The sequence below is a fragment of the Mycobacterium sp. SM1 genome (genome assembly GCF_018361265.1).
Taxonomy (GTDB): domain Bacteria; phylum Actinomycetota; class Actinomycetes; order Mycobacteriales; family Mycobacteriaceae; genus Mycobacterium.
Window position 1 is genome coordinate 388,905 of record NZ_JAFLNH010000002.1, and the last position, 16,890, is coordinate 405,794.

At 67.5% G+C, this 16,890-nt stretch carries 12 protein-coding genes and 3 pseudogenes; 8 read left to right on the top strand and 7 right to left on the bottom strand.

Translation table 11 applies throughout. From position 1 onward, the window contains the following. Positions 1 to 20: 20 nt before the first annotated feature. From MSM1_RS11525 to MSM1_RS11535, 3 genes are all read right to left on the bottom strand, one after another. Positions 21 to 1,073: a nucleoside hydrolase gene (locus MSM1_RS11525; protein WP_307857386.1), complete on the bottom strand. Its 1,053-nt coding sequence runs from the start codon at positions 1,071 to 1,073 to the stop codon at positions 21 to 23. Positions 1,074 to 1,138: 65 nt separating this feature from the next. Continuing rightward, positions 1,139 to 3,205, bottom strand: a complete 2,067-nt coding sequence (locus MSM1_RS11530) for an SDR family oxidoreductase (protein ID WP_213442280.1) — start codon at positions 3,203 to 3,205, stop codon at positions 1,139 to 1,141. Between the two features lie 75 nt (positions 3,206 to 3,280). Next, entirely contained in the window at positions 3,281 to 3,982 is a 702-nt protein-coding gene (locus MSM1_RS11535; RefSeq protein ID WP_213442283.1) for a histidine phosphatase family protein, read from the bottom strand. A gap of 203 nt (positions 3,983 to 4,185) precedes the next feature. Here MSM1_RS11535 and MSM1_RS11540 point away from each other — a divergent pair, with 203 nt between their 5' ends. Together MSM1_RS11540 and MSM1_RS21830 are read left to right on the top strand one after the other, a co-directional pair. Beyond that, positions 4,186 to 5,058, top strand: coding sequence for a MaoC family dehydratase (locus tag MSM1_RS11540; RefSeq protein WP_213442285.1), 873 nt, complete (start codon positions 4,186 to 4,188; stop codon positions 5,056 to 5,058). A 126-nt stretch (positions 5,059 to 5,184) separates the two neighbouring features. Then, a pseudogene (locus MSM1_RS21830) lies at positions 5,185 to 5,334 on the top strand (hypothetical protein); the annotation flags it as partial. Here MSM1_RS21830 and MSM1_RS11545 read toward each other — a convergent pair. After that, a pseudogene (locus MSM1_RS11545) lies at positions 5,286 to 5,417 on the bottom strand (type VII secretion protein EsxI); the annotation flags it as partial. The pseudogenes MSM1_RS21830 and MSM1_RS11545 overlap by 49 nt on opposite strands. 714 nt (positions 5,418 to 6,131) lie before the next feature. Beyond that, the gene (locus MSM1_RS11550; protein ID WP_213442912.1) at positions 6,132 to 7,532 is read right to left on the bottom strand and encodes an IS110 family transposase; all 1,401 of its coding nucleotides are present in this window, start codon (positions 7,530 to 7,532) and stop codon (positions 6,132 to 6,134) included. Between the two features lie 262 nt (positions 7,533 to 7,794). Between MSM1_RS11550 and tnpA the strand changes: the two genes are divergently transcribed. The 4 genes and pseudogenes from tnpA (at position 7,795) to MSM1_RS21835 (ending at position 10,430) form a co-directional block, all read left to right on the top strand. After that, positions 7,795 to 8,205 (top strand): IS200/IS605 family transposase, encoded by a 411-nt coding sequence (tnpA, locus tag MSM1_RS11555; protein ID WP_213442287.1) that lies wholly within the window; start codon positions 7,795 to 7,797, stop codon positions 8,203 to 8,205. Further along, entirely contained in the window at positions 8,202 to 9,389 is a 1,188-nt protein-coding gene (locus MSM1_RS11560; protein WP_307857366.1) for a transposase, read from the top strand. Before tnpA ends, MSM1_RS11560 begins: the two co-directional genes overlap by 4 nt. Further along, positions 9,328 to 9,894, top strand: a pseudogene (locus tag MSM1_RS22965) (GNAT family N-acetyltransferase); the annotation flags it as partial. The gene MSM1_RS11560 and the pseudogene MSM1_RS22965, both read left to right, overlap by 62 nt. Positions 9,895 to 9,926: 32 nt before the next feature. Further along, positions 9,927 to 10,430: a hypothetical protein gene (locus MSM1_RS21835; protein ID WP_236055956.1), complete on the top strand. Its 504-nt coding sequence runs from the start codon at positions 9,927 to 9,929 to the stop codon at positions 10,428 to 10,430. Between the two features lie 42 nt (positions 10,431 to 10,472). On the opposite strand, the gene MSM1_RS11575 is transcribed toward MSM1_RS21835, so the two are convergent. Beyond that, the gene (locus MSM1_RS11575) at positions 10,473 to 11,867 is read right to left on the bottom strand and encodes a wax ester/triacylglycerol synthase family O-acyltransferase (RefSeq protein ID WP_213442293.1); all 1,395 of its coding nucleotides are present in this window, start codon (positions 11,865 to 11,867) and stop codon (positions 10,473 to 10,475) included. A 187-nt stretch (positions 11,868 to 12,054) separates the two neighbouring features. Between MSM1_RS11575 and MSM1_RS11580 the strand changes: the two genes are divergently transcribed. Both MSM1_RS11580 and MSM1_RS11585 read left to right on the top strand, forming a co-directional pair. Then, positions 12,055 to 15,342 carry an error-prone DNA polymerase gene (locus tag MSM1_RS11580; RefSeq protein ID WP_213442296.1) on the top strand — a complete coding sequence of 1,096 codons (3,288 nt, stop codon included), beginning with the start codon at positions 12,055 to 12,057 and terminating at the stop codon, positions 15,340 to 15,342. A gap of 198 nt (positions 15,343 to 15,540) precedes the next feature. Beyond that, complete coding sequence (locus tag MSM1_RS11585; RefSeq protein ID WP_213442298.1) at positions 15,541 to 16,185, top strand: nitroreductase family protein; 645 nt, start codon at positions 15,541 to 15,543, stop codon at positions 16,183 to 16,185. A gap of 3 nt (positions 16,186 to 16,188) precedes the next feature. On the opposite strand, the gene MSM1_RS11590 is transcribed toward MSM1_RS11585, so the two are convergent. Further along, a complete protein-coding gene (locus MSM1_RS11590; RefSeq protein ID WP_213442300.1) occupies positions 16,189 to 16,653 on the bottom strand; it encodes a tRNA (cytidine(34)-2'-O)-methyltransferase in 465 nt (154 codons plus the stop codon). Positions 16,654 to 16,890: the final 237 nt, after the last annotated feature.

Sequence of the window (16,890 nt, forward strand, 5' to 3'; positions counted from 1 at the left end):
CTCGCTTGCACCGAGCGTGATCAGGGCACCCCCGGTGAGCCCAGCCGCCGAGCGAACAGCCCAACCCGCTGGATGCACCGGTCGAAGAACGCCGCCGGATCAACATCGATACCGAGCTGCGCGTTGGGATTTCGGCCCCAACAACCTAGCCGGTCCACAACCGTCATGCCGCGGGTCAGGCTACCTGTCAGCTCGATGTCCACCGTCGCCACTTGGGTGGCTACCAGCTGCGGATCCAGCGCGACGGCGGCGGCCAGCGGATCATGCAGGGGCGCCAGATACCCGTGGCCGCGGTCCTGGTAGGCCTCGAAGTAAAACCGCATCGCGTCCTCGATCACCCGGATCAGCGGGTTGGTGGCCGTCGAGCGGGTGCCGCGCTCGTCCGCCGGGCTCATCACCGTCGTCCTCGAGCCCGCGGCGGCCGCCAACTTCCCGAGGATCTCCGGCGTCATGACGATCCTTCGGGTCAGCTCCAATCCACACACAATCGGGAGTTCCCGCGGCCCTCCCTCGCTCGCCTCCGCGGCCCAGCCGGTGAACACCGCGGCCGCGGCCTCGGGATCCACGCTGATATTGAATTCGGCCACCGCCGTGGCGTTGCCCCGGTAGTCGTAGGCCCCGCCCATGATCACCAGCCGGCGCAGCAGCCGCGGCAGCGCGGGTTCGGCGCGCAACGCGAGCGCCAGATTCGTCAGCGGCCCGGTGGCCACACCGATCAGCTCGCCCGGATGGCTGCGCGCCGCCCGCACCCAGGCCGTCGCGGAGTCATAGCTGGTGAGCCGGCGGTTGCTGGATGGCAGCTCGGCATACCCTAACCCCCGTATCCCGTGGGTTTTCTCACCGGTGCGCAGCGGGGAGCTCAACGGTTGGTCGGCTCCTTTGGACACCGGTATTTCGGTGGCGCGGCACAATTCGAGCAGCGCGAGGTTGTTGGCGCAAACCTGCCCCACCGCGGCATTGCCGGCGGTCGAGGCGATACCGACGAGGTCGGCGTCCGGGCTGGCCAGCAGATACACCAACGCCAGCGCGTCGTCGACGCCGGTGTCCACATCGGCGAAAACCGGGGACACCACGACGTTCACCGCGGCAAGGATACCGGGCGCGAGCCATCCCCGGATCGCTGGATGAGATCGCTGGATTACCAGTGCACTCCGGGCAGCAGGCGGACCGCTTTTTGGACAAGCCCGGGAACGCGCATCCCGGTGATGGCGGGGACCGGGGGTTTCGGCCGGCGCCGCGGGCGCGCATGCCCCGTGCTGGCTGCCGCGCCCGCTCCTTCGGCCGTTGCGGCCCGGATCGCCGCCGCGGGCTCCGGGTCGGGGGACGCCAGGCCGCGTGCCGCCGGGGAATCCGGGTAGCCCAGGTAGAGCTGGTGCAGGATCCGCCGTGAGAGCCGCGGCGCGAAGTAGTAGCCGATCTCGGCGAGTGTGCCCAGCGGGGTGTCGATGCGCACCGGCTTTTCGATCAACGCCCGCACGACCATCGCCGCGGCGTGTTCGGCGCTGATCGGGCGCACCGGGGGCAGCCGCGCTGACGGCTCGATCATCGGGGTGCGCACCAGCGGCATGTGGATGTTGGTGAAGGTGATGTGATCCGACACGGTCTCGGAGGCCACCACGTCGGCGAACATGTCCAGGGCGGCCTTGGTCGGCAGGTATGCGCTGTAGTTGGGGTTGCGCGCCAGCACGCCACCACTGGAGATGTTGACAACGTGGCCGAAGCGCCGCTCGCGCCAGTGCGGCAGCAGCGCCAGCACCATCCGGACCGCGCCGAAGTAATTCACCGCCATCGTCCGCTCGTAGTCGTGCAGCCGCTCGGTGGCGTTGACCACCGAGCGGCGGATCGACCGGCCGGCGTTGTTGACCAAATAGTCGACGTGATCGAAGCGGCCCAAGATGTCCTTGACGGTGTGCTCCACCGACGCGGAGTCGGTGACGTCACACGTGAAAGCATGTGCCTGACCGCCGTTCGCGCGGATCTCAGCGACCAGCTCGTCGAGCGCCGCGGCGTTGCGGGCCAGCGCGAGCACCGTGGCTCCCCGCGCGGCCACCGCGATCGCCGAGGCCCGGCCGATACCGCTGGACGCGCCGGTGATGATGACGTGCTTGCCGACCAGCGGCCCGGCCGGATCATCGCGACGCGCCCGATCCGGGTCCAGGCGCTCAGCCCAGTACCGCCACAGCGCGGGCGCGTACGTGTTGAACTCCGGAACCTGGATTCCAGTGCCGGACAGCGCGCTGCGGGTGTTATCGGAGGTGAAGGTGGGCGCGGTGTCGAGCAGGCCGAGGACCTCGGCGGGCACACCCAGCTGGGCGGCCACCACATCGCGGACCACCCTGGCCCGGCCGCGCGCGTTGAGCAGCGGTGCCGCCACCGCGCGCGGCAGCGGCCCGCGCAGCGGCGGCAGGCCCGCAGCCTTCGCGACTCCTCGGTAGATGCCGTGCAGCCCAATGTTGTTCGGAGCGGTCAAGTGAAATGTCTGGCCGTCGCGGCCCGCGGCGTGGATCAGCTCGACCATCGCGTCGACGACGTAGTCGACCGGCACGATATTGGCGCCCCCGGCGTCGGGCAGCACGACCGGGATGAACCGGGGCAACTTGGCCAGCCGGGCCAGCACCGGGAAGACGTAGTACGGCCCGTCGATCTTGTCCATCTCGCCGGTGCGTGAATCGCCCACCACCACGGCGGGCCGGTAGATGCGGTAGCGCAGGCCCGGCGTCGAGCGCACCAGCAGCTCGGCGTCGAACTTGGCCTGGTGATACGGGGTGGGCAGCTGCTGGCCGACGTCGAAGTCCGCTTCGGTGTATTCGCCGGCGAAATCGCCGGCGACCGCGATCGACGACACGTGATGCAGCGTGGCGTCGAGCCGCCGCGCCAGCGCGATCACGGCTCGGGTGCCGCCGACGTTGACGGCGCGCTGCTCGGCCTCACCGGCGGTGATGTCGTAGATCGCACCGCAGTGCACCACATGATCGATGCCTCCGAGATCGGCGACAGCGTCCTCGGTCAATCCGAGGTCGGGCTGTGTCAGGTCACCGACCAGCGGTTTTGCCCGCTCATCCCACCCGCTGGCGAGGCGTTCGAAGCGGCCGAGGGACCGGCGGCGGACGAGCACCCGGACCTCGGCCCCGGCCTGGGCCTGCAGGAGACGGGATACCACGCGGCGCCCGATGAATCCGGTACCGCCGGTAACGAGATAACGCATGCCGTCTATGGTGGCCGTCGCCGGCCGCGCCCGTCAACCGACGTGTGACGCGGCGGGCGGGCGCGTGGGGGGCGTTCAGTTGAAGGCGCGGATGCCGTCCCAATCCACCAGCGTCCAGCCGGCCGTCGGGCTGCCGGTGATCACCACACGGCCACCGGTGGGCAGCGGATGACTGGTGAGCAGGCTGTCCTTGGGGTTTTTGACGTTCATCAGCGTCCAGATCATGATCGCGGTGCCGTGCGAGAACGCGACCGGCTTGCTGTGGTGGCTGTCGTAGATTTTCTGGACGGCGGCGCTAAACCGGTCGTTGAACTCGTTGCCGTTGATCGATCCCGGGATAGCGTCTCGGCGGTCGCCGTTCAGCCAGTCCTTGGGGGCAAGCAGATAGGTGGAGTTGGCCATCGATTGGGGCTTGCGGTCAAACCAGCCGGCGTCGATTTCGCGCAGGCCGGGCAGGATTTCGACCTGCTTGCCCAGCTCCTCGGCCAGCGGCGCGGCGGTCTGCTGGGTTTCGACCATGCTGGAGGCATAAACGGCGTCGTAGCCGTTACGGGCGAGTTGATGGGCCAGCTGCCGCGCCTGCCCGCGGCCTTCCTCGGTCAGGCCCGGCCCGGGCACCTCGGTGTCGATGATGCTCTCGGCGTTGCTTTGCGACTGGGCATGCCGGATGAACGTCAAGGTGATCGACCGCGGGTGCGGATTGCCGCCGGAACAGGCGCCGACGGCCACGGTGACGACGAGGGCGAGGGTGGCTTTCCAGACAGTGTGAGTGGGCATGGCGATAGCCTGCCTTGCCGACGGCGATGATGTGGTGTGTTTTCGCGGTTGGATGAAGAAATAATGGCTCCGATGCCCGGTGTGCTTGTGCCGCTGACCCCTGCCCTGACCGGCCAGCGGTCCCCGCGCCACACTATGGGCTATCGCCACCACACCCCTGACCGGGGCTTTCCCGCACAGATTACCTAGATTAGGAGACCCGCATGGCGATCGACCCGAATGCCATCGGCGCGGTGACGGATCCGATGCTCGTCGAGTGGACCGACCGCGACACCCTGCTCTACGCGCTCGGGGTGGGCGCCGGCACCGAAGACCTGTCCTTTACCACCGAGAACAGCCACGGCATCACCCAGCAGGTGCTGCCCACCTATGCGGTGATCTGCTGCCCAGCCTTCGGCGCGGCGGCGAAGATCGGAACGTTCAACTGGGCCATGCTGCTGCACGGCTCGCAGGGCATCCGGTTGCACGCCCCCTTGCCGGCGGCGGGAAAGCTCTCGGTGGTCTCCGAGGTCACCGACATTCAGGACAAAGGCGAAGGCAAGAACGCCATCGTCATGCTGCGCGCCCGCGGCCGTGACCCCGAATCGGGTGCGCTGGTCGCCGAAACCCTCACCACGCTGGTCATCCGCGGTGGCGGTGGTTTCGGCGGAGTGCCCGGCCGGCGTCCGGCCGCACCGGAGATCCCCGACCGTGAGCCCGACGCCCGGATTGCGCTGCCCACCCGGGAGGATCAGCCCCTGATCTACCGGCTCTCCGGTGATCGCAACCCGCTGCACAGCGACCCCTGGTTCGCCAGGCAGATGGCCGGCTTCCCCAGGCCGATCATGCACGGGTTGTGCACCTACGGTTTCGCCGGACGCGCGCTGGTCGCCGAACTCGGCCAGGGTGTCGCGGCCAACATCATCTCGATGGCCGCCCGGTTCAGCGCCCCGGTGTTCCCCGGCGAGACGCTGACCACCTTGATCTGGCGCACCCAACCGGGCCGGGCGGTGTTTCGCACCGAGGCCGCCGCGCCCGACGGCAGTGGCGCGCGGGTGGTACTCGACGATGGTGCGGTGGAATACGTTGCCGTATAACAGGATTGGCGGCCCACTCGGGAACAGCAAAATCCTCGCCGGCGATAAACCCTGCGGTTGGGTGTTGGTGGTGTCCACCCGCGGCGGCCCACCGCGCTGTCGGTCGGGCTCGGCGGGCTACCAGAGTTCATCACCCAGTTGGGCCGCAACTTTCAGGTGATCGACGACCAGGCCAACGCCCACGGCGTTAAGGCGCAAGCCGCCAGCGCCAAGATGGCCAGCACCACGCCGCCCCAAAAATCCCCGGTGGCCAGCACATCGCGGATGATGGGCTGATGCTCGGCCCGCGCGGCGGCGACCGGGGCGCCCATCAGCGCCCCGGCGGCGTCCACGTCGCCGAACTGGTAGTTGATCGTCATGGGTGTTCTCCTAACGTGTTGGTGGGGTACTCGGTGGGCTACTAGCCGCTGAGCGGGCGCTCGTTCTGCGTCGGCGCGCTCTGCGCGGCCACCGCCTGAACGTCCCAGTTGCCCTCCTTGATCATCCCGCGCCGATCTGCGAAACAAATTCGGTTGCGCTATTTAAGTAGTCGCATCCCGCTACCAAAGAGTTCCCCACCGAAGCATCACACCCTCCACACCCCCCAAACCAGTCATCAAAAACACTAATCATCTTGTACTACAGGTGTTTTCAGCGCAGCGATGGTTGCTGTGCGCTTGCCGATAAAACGGGCTCTTCCGGAAATGCAGCGCAGGCTCGACGACACCATTGCGCTGCCGACACCGGCGTCCCGCAGTCGGCGACCAACGTGGTGAGCACGGCCTCGGGCGTCGGGTGTCCGCGCTAGCCAAAGACAGTTAATCGCAGGCCTCGCCGGTTTAGCATGGTGGTAGCGGGTCGCCCATCCGCGATGTCGATACCCTGCAAGAAGGGCGGGAACGACATGCCGGCCCCGCTGACGCATCCCGGAATCGTGGTCGGTGTCGCCGCATCGTCGGCAAAAACGGCAGTTGACTGGGCGGTCCGCGACAGCGCCATCAGTGCGGCCCGAGGGGACCGGCGGCTTTTAGCCGTCGGGGGAATCTGGCCTGGTGAACAGCGTGTGGGCGGTGAGTTTGAGTTCCTAACTGAAGTCAAGCCACTTGGGGGTTCGTAGGCTTGCGTTTAGCGGGCTGGGATGTTGGAGCGCGTGGCGACTCCTGTGACTCCTGGCCCGCCTTTTTGCGGCGCTGGCGCATGAGTTTGTGGCGGACGTGGTCGCGGCGGCGGGGATCGAGTTGGTAGCGCTCTTTGACGATGGCTCGGCCTTCCGATTCGGTGATCGCGGTGCCATCGACGTCGCGCAGTTGGTAGGGCTGCCCGTTGCGCATGCAGGTGGCGATGCGGGTGATCAGCATGGTGGCCAGGTGGCAGATCGCCGAGTCATGGTGGCGGTCCCCGGCCATTAGACGGTGGTACTTCGCGGCAAATTGGGGATCGACTTTGCGCGCCTGATCGGCTGCGGTGTAAAGCATTTCGCGTAGCAGCGGGTCGCCGGCCTTGGTGATCGACGACTCGGTCTTGACCACCCCCGATTGGCTGACTTTCGGGACCAGTCCGGTGTAGGCGCGGATCGCCGCGAGCGAGGTGAACCGGTGCGGATCACCGATCCGGCCGGCGATGACCGCGCTGATGGTGGCTCCGAGGCCGGGCGCGGACGCGACAATCCCCTGCGGGTCGGCCTGGGCGTAGAGGTTTGCGATCCGTTCGTCGATCTCTTTGATCTGACGGGTCAAAAACAGCGCTTGTTCGGCCTCGTGGGCGATGTCGGCGGCCAGTTCGGCGAAGTTCATCCCATCGGTGCCGTCGACATTCCACAGGGCGAGGGTTTCTTTGGCCGCGACGATCAGGCCGGCGGCATGCTCGTCACGCCAGGCGCCACGGGACCGCGTGGCGAGAAACCTGGCCAGCCTGGCCTGGCCGAGCCGGATCACTGCGTGGGGATTGGCGTAGTGCGCCAGAAACTGCAGCGCGGCGTTGCCGTAGTTCGACCCGAGCACCGCATACCAGGACGGTCCCAGCAGCTCGATGAGGGAGTCGAGGCGGGCATAGACCGCGGTGCGGCGCTTGACCATCGTGCAACGCTGCTTGGTGAGCCGCCGCAACGGATCAGCTGGGCCTTGCCCGGTGTAGGGACGCAATCCTTCAGGGCGCAGCAGCGCCAGCCGGGCCAACAGCTCTGAGTCGATCCGGTCGTTCTTGGCGTGCTTGGAGTAGTACTTGCGCAGGTCCGCTGACTGAGTCGTCGGCACCATCACCACCTTCGCGCCGCGCCGGCGAAACCACTCCGCCACCACAATCCAGGCGTTTCTGGTGGGCTCGAGCACCACCGTCAGCTCGCCCGGATCCTCGGCACCCACATCGGCCCACACCCGCTCCAGCTCGTCGGGGCGGGTCAAGAACTTACGGCCCCGCCACACCGTCTTGCCGTCACGGGCCAGCGTCGCCTGATGCGCCGCCCGGACCGCGACGTCGATCCCCAACGTCAATGCCACTGCACAACCCTCCTGCCACAAGCTCTTCCAGATCACCAGGTGACTGAGCGCCACGGCCACGGTCCAGACATTCTCTAAGCAGGAGTCCACACCACGGGCTGGCTCCAAGTTCCCGAACAAGAACACCGCACGACCAGACACCAAAGTCCACGGGAGGCCGCTCAAATCTCAGGGATCACCAGGTGTCCCAGTCGGACCCTCGGACCTGCCCGTGGACTCACACCGAGACTAAATGTCGGTCCCTTCTCGTAACGTGTGCGGCATGTCCGAGCGCCGGTTTCGCCGCACCCCGGGTGGTGTGTGCTCGCTGGGGCTGCACCTGGTGTGGTGTCCGAAGTATCGGCGTCGGATGCTGGGCGGGCGTGTAGCGGCGCGGTGTGGCGAGCTGCTGGAACAAATCGCCGGCGAGCACGGCTGGGAAATAGTGGCCAAGGAAGTGATGCCCGATCAGGTGCACCTGTTCGTGCGGGTCGGCCCAACCGATGCCCCGGCGCAGGTGGTGCGGGCGTTCAAGGGCCGCTCGTCGCGGGTGCTGCGCGAGGAGTTCCCGTATCTGCGGCGGTTTGCGAAGGTGTTGTGGTCGCCGTCGTATTTCGCCGCGTCGGTCGGGTATGTGTCGGAGTCGACGGTGCGCCGCTATATCGAGCATCAGTGGGATGCGGTGGTCTCGTGAGGCGCGCCTACGTGTTTCGGCTGCGCCCGACCGCGCGCCAGCACCTCGCGTTGGCGCGGTGCCTGGATGCGCACCGCGAACTCTACAACGCGGCGCTGCAGGAGCGCCGGGATGCCTGGTCTCACAGCAAGACTCGCATCTACTACGGGGATCAGTCGGCACAGTTGACCGAGATCCGGCAGGCATGCCCGGATCAGGCGGTCTGGTCGTTTTCCAGCCAGCAGGCCACACTGCGGCGACTCAACAAGTCATTCCAGGGTTTTTTCCGGCGGGTCAAGACCGCCAAGCCCGGTGTCAAGGCTGGGTATCCGCGTTTTAGAGGTAAGGCCCGATTCGACAGCGTGGAGTGGCCCAAAGACGGCGATGGTGCGCGTTGGCTACCCGAGATCAAGCGGGTGTATCTGCAGGGTATTGGACAGGTCAAGGTCGAACTGCACCGCCCGGTGGTGGGCCGGGTGAAGACGATCCAGATCAAGCGCCAGGGGCGGCGCTGGATGCTGGTTCTGTCCTGCGATGACGTGCCGGCCAATCCGCTGCCGGCCACCGGCCGCTCGGCCGGTATCGATGTCGGGATCGCGAGTTTCGCCACCACCAGCGATGGTGAGCACATCGACAATCCGCGTTGGGGACGGGCCGCCGGTGAGAGGCTCGGCGCCGCGCAGCAGCGAATGCAGCGCGCCAAGCGCGGTTCGAAGAACCGGCAACGGCGGCGGGAGACTGTGGCGGCTCGGCATCGCAAGATCGCCAACCAGCGCAAGGACTTTCATCACAAACTGGCACGGGCTCTGGTTGAGTCTTACGACGTGCTGGTGGTGGAGGATCTGAAGATCGTCAACATGTTGCGGCGGGCTAAACCCGCGCCCGACCCGGACACCCCGGGGCGGTTCCTCAAGAACGGTGCCCGGGCGAAGTCCGGGCTGAACCGGAGTATCAGCGACGCGGGCTGGGGAGGTTTCGTCTCAAAACTGCGCGCCAAAGCGGAAGAGGCTGGGCGTGTCTGGATTGAGGTCGACCCCCGGCACACCTCCGACGGCTGCGAGAAATGTGGATATGCAGCCCGCGAGAACCGCGTCACCCAAGCGGAATTCGTCTGCCAGCGATGCTCGCATCGCGCTCAAGCAGATGAACACGCTGCACGTAACGTCTTACGGGCTGGACTGGCCCTTCACGCCCACGCGGCGTGAGAAGAAGCTGGCGGCTTCCAGCCGTCAGAGAAGTCACACGCGCTGTCCCGCTCACGTTGGTCCACGTGCTCGCCCCGCCGGTGGTGATGACGTTTCCCCAAACGCCGATGCCCCGGCCGGCAACGCCTTCGCGACCCGCTCGCACTCGTCGAGGCGCAGGCGGCAACTCTGGAGGAGGTTGACCACGGACATCACACTTCGTCCGGGCACACTCGATGACGCCGAGATCTGTGGGCGGATCTGCTACTCGGCGTTCCGCACGATCGCCGCCGAGCACAACTTTCCAACGGACTTCCCCACGCCGGAGGCCGCGACGGAGACGTTGGCGCACCTGCTTGCGCACCCAGGGTTTTACTCGGTCGTGGCCGAAGCCGAGGGCCGGATTGTTGGGAGCAATTTCCTTGATGAGTGCGGCCGGGTATGCGGAGTTGGCCCGGCCTCGGTCGATCCCGCCGTGCAGAACCGGGGCGTCGGCCGGCGGCTGATGCTCGACGTCCTGCGCCGCGGCGCCAACCTGGAGCGCCGAGCGTACGGCTGTTGCAAATCGCCTACCACAACCGCTCACTGGCCCTGTACGCCACGCTCGGGTTCGAAGTACGCGACCTGCTTGGCTGCCTACAGGGTGCGCCACCGCGAATCGCAATCCCCGGCTATCGGGTCCGTCGGGCCACGAGCGACGATCTGGACGCCTGTAATACCCTGTGCCGCAATGTGCCTAGGCACGACCGCGGTACAGAGCTGGCGGACGGTATCTCGCTGGGCAAGGCGATGGTCGTCGAACACGACGGGCGAATAACCGGCTACGCCACCGGGATCGGCCTGTTCGATCACGCGGTCGGCGAATGCAGCGAGGCTCTCAAGGCGCTGATAGCCTCAGTCGAGCGGATCGAGGGCACCGGGGTGCTGGTGCCCACCACCAACGCCGAGCTGTTCCGGTGGTGCCTGCGCAACGGCCTGCGGATTGTGGACATGCGCACCCTCATGGCCACCGGGCTCTATTCGACCCCGCGCGGCGCCTATCTGCCGGCCATCCTCTACTGAGTGCTGAGGCGCGACGCCGGCTCAGGCTGTCGGCCCGAACGGCTACTTCGCGAACAGCAACACAGCGTCTTGGCTTAGCGCCTCCAGACGCGCCACCGCTGCTGCGATACCCTTGGCCAACTCCTCCACATCGGGTGCCGCGTCGTAGTCGGCGGTGATACCGAACACCAGGTCATCGGCATAGCTCAGCACCGCGATCCCGGTGCGCAACCGCAGCGCGATCGGAGGAATCGGCAGCAACCGCACCACCGTGCGGCCCATCATCTGCAACGGGTGTCGCGGCCCGGGAACGTTGGTGGCCAGCGTGACGACGCCGCGTTGCGGCAGCCGGGTCAGCAACCGAATCACCCAGGAGGACACCACAAACGGAACGTGATTGGCGGCTGCCACGAGGACGTGGCCGGCATGGCGCTGGCCACCCTGCTTGGCGTGGCGCAACCGGCTGTGCACGACGCGTAACTGCTGAATCGGGTCGTCCTGCTCGACGGGCAGGTACGGCAGCATGACCGAAATGCGGTTGCCGAGTTCCTCCAGCGCGTCCGGGGAGCGCACCGAGACCGGTACCAGGGTGCGCAGCGAATTCGCGCGGGGCTGCTCGCCGCGGTGCAGCAAGACCTCCCGAAAGCCCTCGGTGATCGCCGCAAGGGCGACGTCGTTGATCGTCACGCCGAACCTGCGGCACACCCGCTCGACATCGGCGAGGGGGACCCGGACCGCGCGGTAGCGCCGCATGGCGGTAACGGGACCCACCAGCGAAGACCCGGCCGCCGGACGCATCAGGGCGACGGCGATTTCCGCGGCGCCGCTGACCGCTCGCGCAGCGGCGTTGGTGACGGCGCCGGCAGCCCGCCAAAGCTCGCCGACCGGCCCGCGCGCGCCGGCATCGGGCACCGCCCGCAGCTGGGCTGGTGGGCGTGCGGTCCGGCTTGGGCCGAAGTGCTGGGCGAAGACGGGGCCATCGCGACCGTTGGCGTTATCGCACAGCCGGGTGAGGATGCGGGTCGCCGAGACCCCGTCGGCGACACAGTGATGGATCTTGATCAAGATCGCCCACCGGTTGCCCTGCAGCCCCTCGATGGCCCAGCATTCCCAAAGCGGACGATCCCGGTCCAGGCGCCGCTCCAGCACGTCCGCGACCACCCGGAACAGCTCTGAATCACCGCCGGGCCGGGGCAGCGCCAGCCGGCGCACGTGACGAGTGAGGTCGAAGCCGGGATCGTCGACCCACTTGGGGGCGCCCACATCGAAGGGGTGTGTCCGCAGCACCTGGGTGCACCGAGGTATCGCGCGAATCCGTTCTGCCAGTACACTTCTCAACCGGCTGTCGGTGGGTGCGGGGCCCTCGATGATCGCGATCCCGCCGATTGCCAGGCTCACGTGGCGGTCGGCGTCTTCAGCCATGAGGAAGCCGGCATCGAGCGTTTTGAGTTGCTCCATACCGGTCACCGCCGTTGCCTGTGGGAATGGGTATTGGCTAGGTAATGGCTACGAGTATCCGCCGGATCCCCCCACGAGATGTAGCCGGAAGATTAAATCTTCTAAACAGCTGTTTTTCGGTTGCGTGGCAGTGCCACGGGGCCGAGCGGCTGGATAATCGAACGTATATTCGATACGCTGTGGCGATGTGGGCTGGAGTAACGGACCGCCGAGCTGGGCGGAGATGGCACGGGTGCTCGACGGCAAGCCGCGTCGCGCCGGCGCGTCGCTTGCGGGTGAGCCGGGCGATGACGCGCCGTGCTCGCGCAAACGTGCGGCGTATGCGCCGCCGGGCGGTAGCCGAAGGGTCCGCTCGCTGGTCGCCTATGCCGAGCTGCACGCGCATTCGGCGTACAGCTTTCTCGACGGGGCCAGCACACCGGAGGAGCTGGTCGAGGAGGCGGCCCGGCTGGATCTGCGTGCCATCGCGCTGACCGACCACAACGGGCTGTACGGGGCGGTGCGGTTCGCCGAAGCGGCGGCAGAACTGGATGTCCGTACCATATTCGGCGCCGAGCTGTCCTTGGGGCCCGGTGCTCGCACCGACGAGCCGGATCCGCCCGGCCCGCACCTGCTGGTGCTGGCCCGCGGCCCGGAAGGCTATCGCCGGTTGTCGCGCCAGCTGGCCGCCGCGCACCTAGCCGGCGGCGAAAAAGGCAAGCCGCGCTTTGATTTCGACGGGCTTTCCGACGCGGCGGGCGGGCACTGGCACGTCCTGACCGGCTGCCGCAAAGGCCATGTCCGCCAGGCGCTTTCCGAAGGCGGTCCGGAGGCCGCCGCCGCGGCGCTGGCCGAGCTGGTGGACCGGTTCGGCGCGGAGCGGGTCAGCGTCGAGCTGACCCATCATGGCCATCCACTGGACGACGAACGTAACGCGGCGCTAGCGGCGTTGGCGCCGCGCTTCGGCGTGGGGCTGGTCGCGACCACCGGCGCGCATTTCGCCGGCCCGTCGCGGGCCCGCCTGGCGATGGCCTTGGGCGCGATCCGGGCCCGGCAGTCGCTGGACACCGCCGCCGGCTGGCTGGCTCCGCTGGGCGGCTCGCATTTGCGGTCCGGTGAGGAGATGGCGCGGCTATTCGCCTGGTGCCCCGAGACGGTCACCGCCGCTGCCGAACTCGGCGAGCAGTGCGACTTCGGGCTGGCGCTCATCGCCCCGCAGCTGCCGCCGTTCGGCGTGCCGGCAGGGCAGACCGAGGAGAGCTGGCTGCGGGAGCTGGTGATGGCCGGGGCGCTGCGGCGCTACGGACCGCCCGAGCAGGCGCCGCGCGCCTACGCGCAGATCGAGCACGAGCTGAAAGTCATTGCTCACCTGAGGTTTGCCGGCTACTTCCTGATCGTGCACGACATCACCCGGTTCTGCCGGGAAAACGACATCCTGTGCCAGGGCAGGGGGTCGGCGGCCAACTCCGCGGTCTGCTATGCCCTAGGCATCACCGCCGTCGACCCGGTGGCCAACGAGCTGTTATTCGAGCGTTTCTTGTCGCCCGCGCGCGACGGCCCGCCCGACATCGACATCGACATCGAGTCGGACCGGCGGGAAAAGGTCATCCAGTACGTCTATGACAAATACGGCCGTGACTACGCCGCGCAGGTGGCCAACGTCATCACCTATCGGGAACGGATCGCGGTGCGCGACGTGGCCCGTGCCCTGGGTTTTTCGCAGGGTCAGCAGGACGCCTGGAGCAAGCAGGTCAGCCTCGGGAGCGGGCCGGCTGGATCACCCGACGCCGAGGGTATCCCCCGGCAGGTGATCGATTTGGCGACCCAGATCCAGAATCTGCCACGGCATCTGGGCATCCATTCGGGCGGCATGGTGATCTGCGACCGCCCGATCGCCGACGTGTGCCCGGTGGAGTGGGCACGCATGAAGGATCGCAGCGTCCTGCAGTGGGACAAAGATGATTGTGCGGCAATCGGTTTGGTGAAGTTCGACCTACTTGGGCTGGGGATGCTCTCGGCGCTGCGCTACGCCATCGACCTGGTGGCCGAGCACAAGGGTGTCGAAGTGGACCTGGCCCAGCTCGACCTCTCCGAGCCGGCGGTGTATGAGATGCTGGCCCGCGGCGACTCCATCGGGGTGTTCCAGGTGGAGTCCCGGGCGCAGATGGCCACCTTGCCGCGGTTGCGCCCGCGGGTGTTCTACGACCTGGTGGTCGAGGTTGCGCTGATCCGCCCCGGGCCCATCCAAGGCGGCTCGGTGCATCCGTATATCCGGCGGCGCAACGGCATTGACCCCGTGGTCTACGACCATCCGTCGATGGTGCGAGCGTTGCGAAAGACGTTGGGAGTACCACTGTTTCAGGAACAGCTGATGCAGCTCGCGGTCGACTGCGCGGGGTTTTCCGCCGCCGAGGCCGATCAGCTGCGGCGTGCCATGGGGTCCAAGCGCTCGGCGGAGCGCATGCGCCGACTACGCGGCCGGTTCTACGACGGCATGCGCCGGCTGCATAACGCCCCTGACGAGGTGATCGACCGGGTATACGAAAAGCTGGAAGCTTTCGCCAATTTCGGCTTTCCCGAAAGCCACGCGCTAAGCTTCGCGTCGCTGGTGTTCTACTCGGCATGGTTCAAGCTGCACCATCCGGCGGCGTTCTGCGCGGCGCTGCTGCGCGCCCAGCCGATGGGGTTTTATTCCCCGCAGTCACTGGTGGCCGACGCCCGCCGCCACGGCGTGGTGGTGCACGGCCCCGATGTCAACGCCAGCTTGGCGCACGCCACTCTCGAGAACGCCGGAACGGAGGTGCGGCTGGGGCTGGGCGGGGTGCGTCATATCGGAGACACGCTGGCCGAGAAGCTGGTCGAGGAGCGAAAAGCCCATGGGCCGTTTATGTCGCTATTGGATTTGACGTCTCGGGTGCAGCTTTCCGTACCCCAGGCCGAAGCGCTGGCGACCGCCGGAGCGCTGGGCTGCTTCGGGCTCTCCCGGCGCGAGGCGCTGTGGGCGGCCGGAGCGGCCGCCATGGAGCGGCCCGACCGGCTGCCCGGCGTGGGCTGCGCGCCGCACATCCCGGCGCTGCCGGGGATGAGTGAGCCGGAACTGGCCGCCGCCGATGTGTGGGCCACCGGCATCTCCTGCGCCAGCTACCCCACGCAGTTCTTGCGGGCGGATCTGGATGCGATGGGGGTGCTGCCCGCCGAGAAACTGCTCGGCGTGCCCGATGGCGAGCGGGTGCTGATCGCCGGGGCGGTGACTCATCGGCAGCGGCCCGCCACGGCCCAGGGGGTGACGTTTATCAACCTCGAAGACGAGACCGGGATGGTCAATGTGCTCTGCACGCCGGGAGTATGGGCGCGGCACCGTAAGCTGGCGCAGGCGGCGCCGGCCCTGTTGATTCGCGGTCAAGTCCAAAATGCCAGTGGGGCAGTCACCGTCGTGGCTGAGCGGTTGGCGGGGCTTACCTTGAGAGCGGGATCGACATCGCGGGATTTCCGCTGACACCGCCAGCGTGCCACTAACGACGCATTCACTCGCACAATGCGTCGTGGAGCGCACTTTCGCGGCAACGGCCCACCCGCCGGCGCCGTCCATCCGCAGTGGCCTATGCCGGGCCCGCCGGAAACGTCTTGCGTCCGTTCGGCGGTTCTGGGGGACCGGAGCGGCAAATGTACAAATGTAGAAATGTAGTCTGCGCACATGACCTTGAACCTGTCCGTCGACGACGTCCTCACCACCACCCGCTCGGTGCGCAAACGCCTCGACCTCGACAAGCCGGTAGGCCGGGAGGTGCTGATGGAATGCCTCGAGCTGGCGCTGCAAGCGCCCACGGGTTCCAACGCGCAGGGCTGGCAGTGGGTGTTCGTCGACGACGCCGACAAGAAGCAGGCGATCGCCGACATCTACCTGGCCAACGCGAAGGGCTACCTCAGCCTGCCCCCACCGCAATACCCGCAGGGGGACACCCGCGGCGAGCGGATGCCGCTCGTCCGTGACTCCGCGAGGTACCTGGCCGAGCACATGCACCAGGTGCCGGTCTTGATGATCCCCTGCCTGCAGGGCCGGGTGGAACGGGCGCCGCTGGGGAGCGCGTCATTCTGGGCGTCCCTGTTCCCGGCGGTGTGGAGTTTTTGCCTGGCGTTGCGCTCGCGCGGGCTCGGGTCGTGCTGGACGACGCTGCACCTGCTGGGCGACGGCGAAAAACAGGTCGCCGAGATTGTCGGGATCCCCGTCGAGGAGTACAGCCAGGGCGGGCTGCTTCCGATCGCCTACACCAAGGGCACCGACTTCAGGCGTGCCAAGCGGCTGCCGGCGCCGCAGGTGACGCACTGGAACACCTGGTAGCCGTCACGTCGACCCGGCGTAGCCATGCTGACGCCACGCCTCATAGACGGCGACCGCGGCGGCGTTCGAGAGGTTCAATGATCGTCGGCCCGCCAGCATGGGGATTCGCACCCGTTCGGTGATGTGGTCGTCGGCCAGGATCACCGCGTCCAGCCCGCCGGGCTCCGGCCCGAACATCAACACGTCGCCCGCCCGGTAGCCGACCTCGGTGAACAGCGTTGTCGCCTGGGTCGTGAACGCGAAAACCCGCGCCGGCGACAACGCACCCCAGGCGGCCTCTAGGGAGGGGTGAACGGTGACCGACGCCAAGTCGTGATAGTCCAGCCCGGCCCGGCGCAGCTTGGACTCCGAGAGCTCGAAGCCCAGCGGTTCAACCAAGTGCAGTTCGCAGCCCGTGACGGCCGCTGTCCGGATGGCATTGCCGGTGTTGGGTGCGATGCGCGGCGAGTAAAACAGCAGCCGGAACACCCGTCGATCATCGCAGTTGCGCGCGCCCGTCGCCGGTGCCGATTTGCCACGCCCGCCTCTCGGGGCGCGGACCCGGTCAGCGGACTCCCGGTTGTCAGTAGGAATGGTGGCGACCGCGCGCGCGGCCTGTCATACTCGTCGAATTGCCAGGCGTAAATCGCTCGCCTATCTGCCCAGGGCGGGCGGATTGAGCAGGAAGTCTCATGAACGACGCGCTAACACTGCATGCGGGGGCGG

Excerpts from the sequence above, each read along its gene's own strand:
- MSM1_RS11530 (WP_213442280.1), bottom strand. The coding sequence starts at position 3,205 with ATGCGTTATCTCGTTACCGGCGGTACCGGATTCATCGGGCGCCGCGTG.
- MSM1_RS11535 (WP_213442283.1), bottom strand. The coding sequence starts at position 3,982 with ATGCCCACTCACACTGTCTGGAAAGCCACCCTCGCCCTCGTCGTCACC.
- MSM1_RS11540 (WP_213442285.1), top strand. The coding sequence starts at position 4,186 with ATGGCGATCGACCCGAATGCCATCGGCGCGGTGACGGATCCGATGCTC.
- tnpA (WP_213442287.1), top strand. The coding sequence starts at position 7,795 with ATGTCCGAGCGCCGGTTTCGCCGCACCCCGGGTGGTGTGTGCTCGCTG.
- MSM1_RS11575 (WP_213442293.1), bottom strand. The coding sequence starts at position 11,867 with ATGGAGCAACTCAAAACGCTCGATGCCGGCTTCCTCATGGCTGAAGAC.
- MSM1_RS11585 (WP_213442298.1), top strand. The coding sequence starts at position 15,541 with ATGACCTTGAACCTGTCCGTCGACGACGTCCTCACCACCACCCGCTCG.